We start from the raw sequence: 13,734 nt of genomic DNA, 5'->3' as shown, positions 1-13,734 counted from the left end.
CGGAGCCTTCCTGCCTAGCGTTCGGTGCAGGAAACGCAGGGGTCGATGCTGTTGGTAATCAGAGCCACATCGGCCACTTTGCAGTCACGCATCATGACACCCAGAGCCTTCCAGTTCATGTAGGAAGGCACGCGCCACTTAAGACGCGAGGGCATATCCGTGCCGTTGGTGCGGATGTAGTAAAACACTTCGCCACGCGGTGCTTCGGTGCGTGCGCAGGCCTCAGCAGTACGGATCTGGCGCATGGGGGTCGTAACCTCGCCTTCGGGCATCCTTTCGATGCACTGGCGGATGAGGCTGAACGATTCAAAAATCTCGTGCAGCCGCACCATGGTGCGCGAATTGACGCAGCAGCCGGTCTCGGTGATGGACTTGAAGTCCAGCTTGCCGTAGGCGGCGTAGGGCGAGTCTTTGCGCACGTCAATGGCAACGCCGGAGCCACGGGCCACGGGGCCCACCACGCCGAGGTGCAGGGCGTCTTCCTTGGGCAGCAGGCCAAGGCCCTTGGTGCGGCCCAGAACCATGCCGTTGGTGGCGTAAATCTCGCGGATTTCGTCCACGTGCGGTTCAACCTTGGCCAGCGTCTTGAGCATGTAGTCCAGCAGTTCGGGGGTAACGTTGTACTTTACGCCGCCGATGCAGTTGGCCGCCAGGTTCATACGGTTGCCGTAAACGGTTTCTTTGAGATCCTGCATCATTTCACGCACTTCCATTACGTGCATGAACAGCGACTTGAAGCCGATGATATGCGCCTGAATGGCAGTGTTGAAAAGGTGCGAGGCAATACGCTTGATTTCTTCGGCCACCACGCGCAGGTAGCAGGCGCGCTCGGGAATGGTGATGCCAAGCACGTTTTCCACCACCATACTGTAGGTGAAGGAGTGGCTGTTGGAACACAGCGAACACACGCGCTCGGTCAGGGTTACGTTCTTGACAAGGTTGCGCTGGGTGGCCATGGCTTCCATGCCACGGTGCACGTGCCCAGAGGTGAGCTCAACGTTGCGAACGGTTTCACCATCCACCGTGAGGTGGAAATATACCGGTTCCTCGAGGGCCACGTGTACGGGGCCCAGAGGCATGGTGAAGGTGTTGCTCATGAGCGGCGCTCCTTGTCATTGAGAATGCGTTCCCAGAGGTCGGTGGTGCAGGCCCCGTTCATCATGATGGACAGGGGCACGGCCTCGTTGAGAATGCCTGCGTCAAGCTCTTCATCAAGAAACAGGCGGGTGGGATTGGGGTGACCGGTAACCTGAATGCCGTAAAGTTCCATCATTTCGCGCTCATGCCAGTCAGCGTTGGCAAAAAGCGGGGTGATGGAGGGCACGGTGGGCCACTCGCCGTTAAGGGTAACAGTCATGTTGTAAACCACGCCATCAAGCTCGAAATGGTAGCAGACTTCCTGCATGGGCTCGCTGAGCTGGCGGCGGTTGTAGGCCGTGGTCATGCACAGGCGGGCGTTGGCATCACGCATGATGGCGGCGGCTTCCTGAAGCATGCGCGGCGTACCGAGCCTGAACCAGTGGAAGGCATTGCCGAAGCTGTCGGCGCTGTGATGTACGGCGTCGTCTTCGGTGCACAGGGCCGAGAGCCCCTCAATGACTTTGGCGTTGCCGTTGATTGTCTCTTGCATATGTTCTCCGCGGGTATGATCCGCTAATCCTTTGTGGGAGCGGCAGAAGTAACGCTGCTCGCCGCCGATTCGCCAGTGGCGGAGGGCAGGGCACAGGCATTGCGCTTGCCGTCTTCAATCTGCCGGCACTTGGGGCAGAGCCTGCGCGTCAGGTCCCTGTCGATTTCATTATTATAGGCATAGAGCTTGTCGGCCAGCTTTTTGGGCAGGGGCCGCATGAGCTCGCCGCAACCGTCGCAGGGCACGTAGTGCACGGTCTGCTGTTCGATGCGGTTAAACTTGTCAGCTTCAGTGTGCGCGGTGTGCCAGTCAGTGGTGATGCTCATTGCGCCGGTGGGGCAGTAATGGCGGCACGAGGCACACAGGCAGCACGAGTTTTGCCAGATGGTGATGGTAAAACCCTTGCGGTCGGGCAGGGGCGAGATGTTGATGGCCCCGGCAGCGCACGAGTGACGGCAGATGCCGCAGCCCATGCACAGTTCAGGATCAACAACAGCCTTGCCGCGAAGCCGGTCGGGGGTGAAGGTTTCACCCAGCGGGAAGGGATCGGTGCTCGGACCTTCCAGCAAATTGCGGAACAGTACTTTCAGGAAGCCCGCCATATCACTCCTCCAAGCCCAGTTTTTTCATCCATATGGACCGCGCAAGCACCACAGCCTCAAGAATGGCCTGGGGGCGGGGCGGGCAGCCGGGCACATTGACATCTACGGGAATGTAGCGGTCGAGGGGGCCTTCGATGGAATAGCCCTCGCGGAACACGCCGCCCGAGATGGGGCAGATGCCCACAGCCACGGTTACCTTGGGTTCGGGAATTTCATTCCACACCTTGAGCACACGGTCACGCACCCTGGTGGTCAGGGGGCCGGTGACAAGCACAATGTCGGCATGGCGGGGGCTGCCGCAGTAGCGGCAACCCAGACGTTCCACGTCATAGCGCGGAATGCAGGCGGTAGTGGCCAGTTCCACGTCGCAACCGTTGCACGATCCAGCGTTGATGCGGAAAAGCCACGGCGACCGCACGGAGAGTTTTTTAAGCATGTTATCCAGCGACACGTCGGCCTCCTTACATCACCCAGACCAGTATCAGGCTGCACAGCGCAAGCGCCGTGGGCACCGTTATGTAAAAGCGGAACGCCTGATCAATGCGGAAGCGCCCGGTGGCCGATTTGACCAGGGTAAGCGACACCAGCATGAGCGCAAGGCACTTGAGCAGGAACCAAACCAGATTCACCAGCCATATATCAGATATGGTGCCGGGGAAGAAAAGCGCAACCCCCAGGCCCAGAACAACGAAGGTCTTGAGCGCGGAAGTGATCTGGAACATGGCCAGCAGGGGGCCGCCGTATTCCAGCAGAGGGCCTTCGATAAGTTCGGTTTCTGCCTCAGGAATATCAAAGGGCACAACGCCCATGGTTCCGGGCAAGAAGATCAGGTACGCCAGGAAGGCGGGGATCATGGTGGGGTTGAACCCAAACGAACCCACCTGCTGCTGCATGGCAACGATCTTGAGCAGCGAAAATTCCGCGCCCCATGCTCCGCCGGTCAGAATCTTGCCTGTCAGCATGGCAACCGCAAGCAGAATCATGAGCAGAGGAGTCTCGTAAGCCAGCATCAGCATCATTTCGCGCGAGAAGCCCACAGCGCCGTAAGGCGAGCTGGAGGCCGAGCCACCCAGCATGATGGCCATAGCCGGGATGGGCAATAGGTAGAAGATCACCAGCAGGTCGCCCATGTTGAACAGGCCGTTGAACACGCCGGGAATCGGTATAAAGGCCGCGCACACGGCCATGCCCGTAAAACCGAATACCGGGGCCATCAAAAAGACCGAGCGGACAGCGGTTTTGGGGATCAGGGTTTCCTTGGTCAGCAGCTTGGCAATATCAAGCCAGGGCTGGATCAGCGGGGGGCCGACGCGGCGCTGCAGCCGCGCCTCGACCCGGCGGTCAAGTCCTTTGAAGAACATGGCCACCAGTAGGGCAAATGCCCCGCCGGGGAAGATGCACATATGCAGTATGGCAAGCAGGGTATCGCTCATCAGCGGTTCTCCTTGGCGGTCTTTTCACCGCCCATAAGGCGGAGGATGTCCCCGTAAATGCTGGAGGGCTTCATGCGGCTGGTGGATGTTTCAACCGGCAGGCCGCAGGTGTGGACGTCGATTTCGCGCAGGCGGGTAAAGCGCAGCACAAACCAGCGTCCACCAGCAAAGGCGAGGGCCATCATCACAAACATGCCAGTGGCGTTCCATGCGCCGGGGCCGGAAAGCACACCGGACAGGCCCACATTGAGGGGCATAAAGCCGTACTCGGCCAGCACGTTGTTGATGGGGCCAAGAGCCAGACCGGGGAACACGCCCGTGATCACGCAACCGGCAGCCAATATGCCCATGGGCGCGCGCATGATCAGCGGGGCCTCATGCACATCGTGCAGGTTGGGTGAGGGCTGGCCCAGGAAGGCCGCATGCAGGAACTTGGCAATGTAGGCCATGGTCAGCACGCTGCCGATCAGGGAGAGCAGGGCAAGGAAGGGCTGGCCCGCTTCCATGAGGGCATGGTAGATCAGCCATTTGGACGAGAAACCGCTGGTAGGCGGCACGCCCACCACCGAAAGACCGGCAATGGCGAACATGGCAAGGGTAAAGGGCATCTGGCGGCCAATGCCGCCGAGGTCGTCAAGGGTTTCCCTGTGGGTGGCAAACATGACTGCGCCGCACACAAGGAAGAGCAGGTCTTTGAAGAACACGTGGTTGATCACGTGCAGCATGCCGCCCGCGTACCCCAGTGCGCCGCCAGCGGCAACCGCCAGCACCATGTAACCCAGCTGGCTCACCGTAGAGTAGATGAACACAAGCTTGATGACGTTGGTGCGCAGGGCCTGCAAGGCAGCCATGATAATGGTGATGCCGCCAACCCACATGGCGATGGTGCTGATGATGTTCTGCTCCATGCCGCCCAGCACGCCAGCCAGCATAAAGCCGCCGCCCATGAGCATGAACAGCTTGATGAGGCCGAGAATGGCGCTCTTAAGCAGCACGGACGAGATGTAACCGGAAACAGGCGTGGGAGCCAGCGCCGGGTGCATCTGCCAGTCAATGCGGAAGGGCAGCTGCGCCGCCTTCATCAGGAAGCCGGCGGCCAGCAGGGCCATGCCAAGCCAAGCAGCGCCGTGGGGCATGTAGGGGGCCGCACCGGTGAGCAGGGTGGCGTTGAAGGGCGTGAAAGGCCCAACCAGACACATGCCCAGGAAGATGAATCCAGCGCCAAACACGTTGAAGATAAAGTACTTGAAGGCTTCGCGCAGCGAGTCCTTGTCGCCTTCGTGGGCAATGGCCAGGTACAGCGTCCACGAGCTCATGATTTCCCAGAACAGGAAGAAGCTCAGCATGTACTGACTGGCTGCCATGCCGATGAGACCGCCGCACATGGCGGTAAAGGCGCAGTAGAAGCGCCACTGGCGATGGCTGTGTTCCATGTAGCCAAGGGCGTAGGCCATGTTGACCGCACCCAGCACGGGAACAACCAGGGCAAAGCAGAATGAAAGCGTATCAAGACCGCGGCCAAACAGCACAACCAACAGTGCGGTGAACAGCAGCACACCCACGCTGGCCCAGCCGGCCTTCTTGCGATCGCGGTAGAACATGGCCGGGATCAGCGCGCCAAACACCGGCACAACCACAAAGATGGGCCACGAAACATTCATGGCGACCAGCACGTCGGGGTCGGTGAGGTTGGGCGTGAAGCACATGGAGGCCACAGGAACCACAAGGTTCATGGCAAGTTGCGGGGCAAGGCCCATGATGACGCAAATTGCGGCCAGAACAGCCAGGCCGATCTGCATGCTGCGCGGCACCTCGGTGACGGCGGGCAGGTCTGCGGGGCGTTCTTCGAACACCAGGGTTTTAAGAATGCGCGTATAGTAGATCAGTCCCACCAGCGAGCCGCCCAGAATCAGGGCCGCCAGCCAGATGTGCCCAGCGGCTGTGGCCGCCTGGATCATCATGAACTTGCTGTAGAAAGCGCCAAAGGGCGGCAGACCCATGATGCTCACAAGGCCGATGCCCATGCAGGCAACGGTAACGGGCATCTGGCGGCCAAGGCCGCGCAGGTCGGCAAGCTTGCGGCTGCCCGCACGCATGATGAGAGCGCCTGCACCAAGGAAGAGCAGGTCTTTCATGATGGCGTGGTTGAGCATGTGCCACAGGGCACCCGTGGTCGAGAGCCATGTGCCAATGCCGAGCACCAGGGCGATTTCGCCAATCTGACCAAGGGTCGAGTAGGCCAGCATGCGTTTGATGTCATCCTGGCGCAGGGCCATGACTTCACCATACACAAGGGTGGCCGCGCCCATGGCAACCAGGCCCGTGCCCAGCCACGAAAGGCCGAACAGGCCGGGCATGCCCACGATCATGGGCCGCATGAGCAGCACCACAACTATGCCGAACACGCCCATCTTGGTGATGATACCCGAAAGGGGACCAGACACGGAAGAAGGCGCTGCGGGGTGGGCGTCAGGCAGCCAGGAGTGCAGGGGCACAAGGCCCATCTTGACGGCAAAGCCAGCAAGGCAAAGCACAAATGCGCCCTGAACCAGACCGGACGAAAGCGTGGGATCGCCCAGCAGCAACAGGCCGGGCAGCATGAACAGCGCGCCGCCCGCGCACATTACATAATATTTGAGACCGGCGTCGTAGGCGCTGCGGTTGTTCTCATGCACCACCAGGAAGTAGGAGGCGAAGGTCATGAGTTCCCAGTAGCCGTACATGTTCGCCGAATCGCTGGAAGAAACGATGCCCGCCAGCGAGGCGAAGGTAAGCAGCAGGAAGAACCAGTAGCGGCCATGCCGTTCATGGATGTAGCTCAGCGAGTACACGCTGACCACCAGAGCCACAACGCTGACCATGATCAGGAAGAGCTTGGCGGTGGGGGCTGCCTCGGCTGCCAGTGTGGCAAAGAGCGCCAGTGCGGCAGAGGCCACGCCCACAAGGGGAGCGCGGTCAAACTTTACCAGAAAGGCAGCACCGGTGGCGAAGGCGCCAAGGTAGTAACACCAGTATGCAGGGTGTGCTGCCGAATGCGGCACAGCCACATTATAGGCAGAAGCCAGCATGCCGGTGATCGGGCCGCGGAACACGCCCAGCAGGGCCACAACCGCAGCAAGACCCAGCATCAGGAAGACGTTGCCCGCAGGCGCCGCCCAGGAGCTGCTGGAACCTTCGTCTGCAGTGGTGTCGAGCACGGCGATGCGCACGGCTTCCACATGCAGCCAGATAAGCACTGTGGTGGCCAGAGCCATACACAGCAGAGCAGCCATGGCGCCGGGCATGCTGCCCAGTACGCCTGCACTGATGAACATGCGCGCTTCAGGCACCAGGAATGGCGAGCCGCCCACTGCGGCCAGCATGCCCAGCCCGAAACAGGCGGCGGTCCAGGGTTGACGCTTAGCGGTAGCGCAAAGATCCTGCAGCTGTACCGGCGCGCCAAGCGCCGGGGGGGTAAGCCGCGTCAGGGCAGCCCAGGCCAGCAGCCGAGCAGCTGCCTGGAACAGTACGAAGAGCCACAGGCCCGTACTGTTGATGCCGCCACTGGCTCCCAGACCCAGACAGAAGATGCCTGCGTCGTGCAGCGAACCCCATAGGATCAGGCTGCGGGGATTGTTGCGCTGTTGCACGGATTTGGCCGCGCCGTACAGCATAAGGGCCATGCCCACGAGAAGCGGCACAAGAAAGCCGCCAGCCGAAAACAGTGATTCCGTCATAGTTTGCCCCGTGGTTTGCGGGTCTCTCGGATGAACCCGGCGGATCAGCCCGGTCAAGTCCGGGCCGCATTCCCTAAATGGTGTGATGGTATCACCACCATACCATGTCGTGAAAAAATACTTTTAAAGAGTTTTTTTGCCTTAGCCCACTTTGCAAAGCGTTGCAAGCAACAACTCTTTTAAAAAGATCAGGTAGATTGCAAAATTTGGTATCAAAACGGGTAAAAAGTGAATAGGTGAAATAACGGCTGTGTGTTTTGCGCGATTTTGGGAGGCTGTGAAATCGGTATGTTAGTTCTCATTTAACTGTTTACACAATCAAATTGTGCAAAAAATCGCTAATGCATTGTGCAACGTTGTGAAATTCAATGACAACGACATGTTAAAATGTGATTTTTTGAACTATCGGAATATGAGCTAAATCGTGCAAATTTCGCAGTAGCAATAAATAGAAAAACGTGTGAAATATGCGCTGATATTTCTGGCAAAGTCATTGCGTGCTGCGCGCTTTTTTGTGATTTATTTTACCAGTGTGGCAGAGGTCAGATGGCTCGCGCCAAAAAAAATTGGGGCCGGAAAAAAAGTGAGAATTTTTTTTGAGCGATCAGAAAAGAGGGAAAAAAGGAGGTCGACCCGCCCGGAAACAGCCCGGAATTATCCTGACTGTCCAGATGGTTGTGCGGCTGCATTACGCAGACGTAACGTGCTGTCACGATAGGTGCAGGCGTGTTGTAAGGATAGGTGGAGCACTGATGAAGGGCTGGTGATGCTACTCGTCGCGCAGGCGGCGCGACATGAGATTGTGCAGCACTTCCAGCGGGTCGCAGTTGCGGTACAGTATGCTGTGCACGGCTTCCGTAAGGGGGGCGTCCACGTGCAGGCAGCGGGCAAGATCGTAGATTGCCGCGGTGGTCTTTACCCCTTCTGCCACCATGCCGAGGCTTGCGGTGATCTGATCGAGCTTTTCACCCCGGCCAAGTCGCAGCCCAACCTGCCGGTTGCGCGAGAGGTCGCCGGTGCAGGTCAAGGTAAGGTCGCCCAGGCCGGAGAGGCCCATGAATGTGTGCGGCTGTGCGCCGCGCGCCACGCCAAGGCGGCTCATTTCTGCAAGGCCACGGGTTATGAGGGCCGCACGGCTGTTGTGCCCAAGGCCAAGCCCATCGCATACGCCTGCGGCAATGGCCATGACGTTTTTGACGGCGCCGCCCATTTCAACGCCCATCACGTCGGTGCTGGAATAGCAGCGAAAGCTGGAGCTGGAAAATATCTGACGCAGGGTATGTCCAAGGGCTTCGTCCGCCGAGGCAAGCACCACTGCCGTAGGCAGGCCCCGCAGCACGTCTGCAGCAAAGGATGGGCCGGAGAGAACCGCATATCGGGGGTGCAGATGGGCGAGAGATTGCTGGGCAATCTCGGCACAGGTGACAAGGTTGGCTGTCTCAATGCCCTTGGCGGCGTTGACAAGCACGGCATTGCTGCAAAAGTGCACTGCATTGGCCGCAAGCCAGCCGCGCAGCTGCTGGCACGGCACGGCCAGCACCACAATCTCCCTGCCCAGAACCGTGGGGGCCGTGGTAGCGGCCAGGTTGGGGTGCAGGGCAAAGCCCGGCAGGTAGCGCGGGTTTTCGTGGCGGCTGTTTACAGCTTCGGCAACGGCAGCGTCACGCAGCCAGAGAGACGTATCGTAACCGTTGGCGGCCAGCAGGTGGGCCAGGGCTGTGCCCCAGCTACCGCCGCCCGCAACGCAGATGGTGGGATTGGACATGATTGGTTCAGAACCCCAATGTTGATTCCTGACCTGGCCTGTCGGGCAGCCTGTCCTGAGACTTGGGCAGAGGGTCGTTGCGAGTCATGCGGCTTGCGCCAGAAACAAATCGTACCAGAAACATGCCGCTGAAGCGCTGGTCCTTGTAGACCTCCACGCGGTAGAGCCTGCCCTGGCGGTCAACAGAAAAGCGCGTCTGAAAGTCCTTGAGGGTCATGGTTTCGCCGCTTTCATCCTTGCGGCCGCTGTCGTAGCCGATGGCGTTGACCCTGTAACCGTGCGCGGGCTGTACCACAAGACTTTTGGACACCTCCACCACCTGACCGAACTCGGCCTGGGCCTCGCGGCCATCTGCAAGCACGCGCATGCCCGTGATGCTGTGGTCCATCTCGCGCCAGTCGGGGCGGATGAGCGTAATCATGCGGTTGCCGTAGTGTACGCAGTACTGGCCTTCCTCACCCTTGGCGCAGGGCAGCACGGCCATGATGGGTTTTGAGGTCACAGCCTGGGCTGGTGCGTCTTTTGAGAGGGGCAGCAGATTAATGGCCGGGCGTACATCTTCAAGCGGCAGGAATATCTTGTTGTCGGCAAACGAAACACCCAGGTTGTCCAGCAATGCCTCGCGTATGCCATCGGGGTTCATTTCAAAATTTCGCGTAAAGGTCACACCCGCCTGCGTCAGGAACGATTCAACCATCAGCAGGTGATAGTAGGCGCGCACTTCAACAGAAAATTCCTTGCTGGCTTCAAGCCCAAAAGCCGCCTTGCCCTGCCTCACGGCAAAGTATGAAAGGCTTCTGTCCATTTCGTGGTCGCCTTCGGCTGTTTTGGTATTGTGCACGTGCAGAGTGTGCTGCGGTGAGAGAAGCCTGCTGTTGGCTGATTCGGCTGCCTGTCGGGCTTCGTCGCCCAGCGAACCCATAAATGCCCCGGAAAGGGATTCCTGATCTATGATGACAGACTGCCCCCATCGGTTGGGATTGCGCAGTTTGTCTTCGTACGACTGCCGGTAATAACCGCTGCCGTCGTGCAAGTTGAGCACAAGGTTCACACGGGGATGACTGATAAGCTCCTGAATGCGGCGTACCGTGCCAAATTCGGGGTCGCTGTTGTCGAGCTTGGCAAACTTGCGGTTCATATCGCCGTGCAGGCCGCGCGAGCGCTTGATAATGCTGGGAAAGTTGAGGTTGGGCACAACCCACAGCACACCCTTTTGAATGGTGTAGTGCGTGGTCAGCAGGGTAGCAGCAGAAAATCCGCCCGGCTCGTCACCCTGAATGCCGCCCACCACGAGCACCACCGGAGAGACCGGATTGCTGGCAGCCGCAGTCAGCAGGATATCAGCAGTCGGGCTGGCGTCGCTGGTGTGCACTGGCTGCACAACCGTGGCTGCCTCTCCGCTTGTGGTTATGGAGCCCTGCGCATCATCCCCAAGCCGTATGGTGGTAAAATCCAGCGAAAAAACGCCGGGAGCCGCCACGGCAGGCGTAGCGGTCAGCAGACAGCACAGCAGGAAAATCCAGCGGCCCGCGCAAAAAATATCTGTTACTCTGGTGGGATGTGTTTGCATGCCTGTGGTGCCGTTGCGGTGAGGGTGCGAGGGATGTATGGCAATGATTACCTGCCCGTTACTACGCCATTTGGCCGAAAACGGCAAGGTACGGGACGTAAAGCGGAAGTATCCGGCTGGCTCCTGCAGCGCTCCTGCTCTGGCCTGGGTTGTCTGCGGCGGATGGGGTGCCCCTTCAATAATAGTCAGGGGGCGTTGCCGCACGCGCATCTGGCATGCTGGCAGCGCCCCCTGATTTTTAAACAGGCTGTGTATGAACCCTTGGGGTTATTCCGGGTCAAAACCGATGTTGCTTATGGCCGTTTTCAGGGCCTGCATGTCCACCGGTGCGGTTTCTTCAAAGCGCAGTTCCTTGTCTTCAAGGCTCACCTGCGGATTGGCAACGCCCGCAATCTTGGCCGCCGCTTCTTCAACCGCCGCCTTGCAGTGACCGCAGCGCATGCCATTGACTTTCAGACTTTTCATCGTATCCTCCATCAGGAAAGCGTTTTCATTTTCATCTACACACTACGCCCGGCCACACCGAAAGACAAGTGGAGAGCCCATGAATACCGATACAGAAAAATCCGCATGCCCCCTGCGTTTTGACATTGGCGGCATGCATTGCGCCGCCTGCTCCTCGCGTATCGAGCGGGTGGTGGGCCGCATGGAAGGAGTGGAAAAAATCAGCGTCAATCTGGCGGCTGCCAGTGCGGAAGTCTGGCCGGGCCAGGGTGACGGAGCAGAACTGCAACAACAGATAATGGAGCGCGTCGCCGCCCTGGGGTTCACCGCCACTCCTGCGGCCAGCGATGATGCCGCCCGCCAGTTTGAAGAAAACAAGGCCAGGGCGGCGGCAGATATCCACGCCCGCCTGCGCCGTCTGCTGCCCATGGCGGCATTTGCCGTACCCCTGCTGGTCATTTCCATGGGGCACATGTTGGGGCTGCCTCTGCCGCGGGCAATTGACCCGCATCTTTCACCAAATGCCTTCATGCTGGCCCAGCTGGTGCTGACCCTGCCGGTGGTGTGGCTGGGGCGTCATTTTTATGTGGATGGCATCGCCGCACTGTTGCGCAAGGCTCCGGCCATGGACAGCCTGGTGGCGGTGGGCACTGGCGCGGCCTTTCTGTTCAGCCTTGGCAACACACTGCTGGGTCTTGCAGGCAGCGAGCCCATGACCCGAGCCATGAACCTTTATTATGAGTCGTGCGCTGTGCTGCTGACCATGATCGAGCTTGGGCAGTTTCTGGAAGCCGTGGCCAAACGCCGTGCTGGCGATGCCATGGGCGCGCTCATGAGCCTCACGCCAGAGCACGCGCTGCGCCTCAGTGCGGAAGACCCGGCTGCGGCCCCGGAACAGATTGCCCTTGATCAGGTGCGCGTTGGCGACCACTTGCTGCTCAGGCCCGGTGGCCGCGTACCGGTGGACGGTGCAGTGCTGACCGGCAAGAGCGCCGTGGATCTTTCGCTGCTTACGGGGGAATCCATACCCGTACCCGTGGGGCCGGGCGACAAGCTGGCCGCTGGCAGCGTCAACGGCGAGGGCTCCCTCACCTTTGTGGCCGAGGCCGTGGGCGGCAACACACGGCTTGCACGTATAATCCGGCTGGTGCGCGAGGCGCAGGGCAGCAAGGCTCCCATTGCGCGGCTTGCAGACAGGGTGAGTTTTTACTTTGTACCCACGGTTATGGTTCTCGCCCTGGTGGCGGGCCTCGCGTGGCTTGTGTTCAGCGCAGAGCCCATAACCACGGCGTTTACGGTGTTTGTGGCCGTGCTGGTTATGGCCTGCCCTTGCGCCATGGGCCTTGCCACGCCCATGTCCATCATGGTGGGCACTGGGCGGGGCGCGCAGCTCGGCGTGCTGATCAAAAACGGCGCGGCCCTTGAACAGGCCGGGCACATCAGCGTACTGGCTGTGGACAAGACCGGCACTCTCACCACGGGCAAGCCCGTGCTTACGGGCGTGACCCTGCTGGAGAGTCCCGCAGGCATGGACGAAAACACGCTGCTGGGCATGGCGGCCTCGCTGGAGGCGCGCTCGGAACATCCCCTTGCCCTCGCCCTTGTGGGGGCGGCCAGGGAGCGCGGCCTGCCCCTACTGCCCGTGGAAGATGTGCAGGTGGCCCCCGGCATGGGTATTTCCGGCCAGGTTGTTGTAGATGGCGGCCCCGTGGGCATTGCTGTTGGCAACCCGGCCTTTATGACCGAGCGCGGGCTTGCAGTGCCAGAAGAAACACAGGGCAAACTGGTCCAGCTGGCGCAGGAAGGCCAGACCCCCCTGTTGTTGGCTGTGGAACAGCAGGGTAGCACGCGACTGGCGGGTATTCTGGCGCTGGCAGATGCCCTGCGGCCTGAATCGGCCTCTGTGGTCAGCCGGCTGCGCGGCATGGGTGTGCGTGTGGTCATGCTAACGGGCGATAACGAGCGCACGGCAAAGGCCGTGGCCCAGCTGGCTGGTGTAGACGAAATTGCCGCAGGTCTACTGCCCGCAGACAAGGCCGCCTATGTGCGACGGCTTCAGGAAGAAGGCCACGTGGTGGGCATGGTGGGCGACGGCATCAACGATGCTCCGGCGCTGGCAGCCGCCCATGTGGGCATGGCAGTGGGAACGGGCGTGGATGTGAGCGCCGAAGCGGGCGATATTGTGCTGATGCGCGACGGTATGGAGGCCGTGCTTACGGCGCTGGCCCTTTCGCGAGCAACCATGCGCAACATCCGCCAGAACCTGTTTTGGGCATTTGGCTACAACGTGCTCGGTTTGCCGGTGGCTGCCGGGTTGCTGCATGTTTTTGGCGGCCCCATGCTTTCGCCCATGCTGGCTGGCACGGCCATGGCGCTTTCGTCCGTTTCTGTTGTGACCAATGCCTTGCGGTTGCGGTTTTTCAATATCAAATAAACAGGCCCGCAACAGGCTGGGGAACGAGTTGTAGTCCCTGACGGCTTCCGCGTGCCTCCTGCCTTTGTGGGGCCGCAGGGTAAACTGGCAGGGCCGTGAAAACTAAAAAAGGAAGTGGCCCCCCCCGGCGGGGGGGAAGG

The 13,734-nt window shown here is 60.1% G+C and carries 10 protein-coding genes; 1 reads left to right on the top strand and 9 read right to left on the bottom strand.

Annotated features, from left to right (window positions below; genetic code table 11):
- Window positions 1-14 precede the first annotated feature (14 nt).
- The 9 genes from F8N36_RS09845 to F8N36_RS09805 all read right to left on the bottom strand — a co-directional run bounded on the left by F8N36_RS09845 (window position 15) and on the right by F8N36_RS09805 (window position 11,181).
- A complete protein-coding gene (locus F8N36_RS09845; protein ID WP_291332636.1) occupies window positions 15-1,097 on the bottom strand; it encodes a nickel-dependent hydrogenase large subunit in 1,083 nt (360 codons plus the stop codon).
- Window positions 1,094-1,630, bottom strand: coding sequence for an NADH-quinone oxidoreductase subunit C (locus tag F8N36_RS09840; protein WP_291332635.1), 537 nt, complete (start codon window positions 1,628-1,630; stop codon window positions 1,094-1,096). The genes F8N36_RS09845 and F8N36_RS09840 overlap by 4 nt, the downstream gene beginning before the upstream one ends.
- A 23-nt stretch (window positions 1,631-1,653) precedes the next feature.
- Window positions 1,654-2,232, bottom strand: a complete 579-nt coding sequence (locus tag F8N36_RS09835) for a 4Fe-4S dicluster domain-containing protein (protein ID WP_291332634.1) — start codon at window positions 2,230-2,232, stop codon at window positions 1,654-1,656.
- Window position 2,233: 1 nt separating this feature from the next.
- Window positions 2,234-2,668: an NADH-quinone oxidoreductase subunit NuoB gene (gene nuoB, locus F8N36_RS09830; RefSeq protein ID WP_291332749.1), complete on the bottom strand. Its 435-nt coding sequence runs from the start codon at window positions 2,666-2,668 to the stop codon at window positions 2,234-2,236.
- Between the two features lie 25 nt (window positions 2,669-2,693).
- A complete protein-coding gene (locus tag F8N36_RS09825; protein ID WP_291332633.1) occupies window positions 2,694-3,665 on the bottom strand; it encodes a complex I subunit 1 family protein in 972 nt (323 codons plus the stop codon).
- On the bottom strand, window positions 3,665-7,381 hold the full coding sequence (locus F8N36_RS09820; protein ID WP_291332632.1) for a proton-conducting transporter membrane subunit: 3,717 nt from the start codon (window positions 7,379-7,381) through the stop codon (window positions 3,665-3,667). The genes F8N36_RS09825 and F8N36_RS09820 overlap by 1 nt, the downstream gene beginning before the upstream one ends.
- Window positions 7,382-8,150: 769 nt before the next feature.
- Window positions 8,151-9,146, bottom strand: coding sequence for an NAD(P)H-dependent glycerol-3-phosphate dehydrogenase (locus tag F8N36_RS09815; RefSeq protein ID WP_291332631.1), 996 nt, complete (start codon window positions 9,144-9,146; stop codon window positions 8,151-8,153).
- Between the two features lie 7 nt (window positions 9,147-9,153).
- Window positions 9,154-10,716, bottom strand: coding sequence for a M99 family carboxypeptidase catalytic domain-containing protein (locus F8N36_RS09810; protein ID WP_291332630.1), 1,563 nt, complete (start codon window positions 10,714-10,716; stop codon window positions 9,154-9,156).
- Between the two features lie 267 nt (window positions 10,717-10,983).
- Window positions 10,984-11,181, bottom strand: a complete 198-nt coding sequence (locus tag F8N36_RS09805; protein ID WP_291332629.1) for a heavy-metal-associated domain-containing protein — start codon at window positions 11,179-11,181, stop codon at window positions 10,984-10,986.
- 79 nt (window positions 11,182-11,260) lie between these two features.
- On the opposite strand from F8N36_RS09805, the gene F8N36_RS09800 reads away from it, so the two are divergent.
- Window positions 11,261-13,594, top strand: coding sequence for a heavy metal translocating P-type ATPase (locus tag F8N36_RS09800; protein WP_291332628.1), 2,334 nt, complete (start codon window positions 11,261-11,263; stop codon window positions 13,592-13,594).
- Window positions 13,595-13,734: the final 140 nt, after the last annotated feature.

The organism is Desulfovibrio sp. (assembly GCF_009712225.1).
GTDB lineage: Bacteria > Desulfobacterota > Desulfovibrionia > Desulfovibrionales > Desulfovibrionaceae > Desulfovibrio.
Note: the sequence above shows the minus strand (reverse complement) of the source record. Positions and strands in the feature narration are given on the sequence as shown.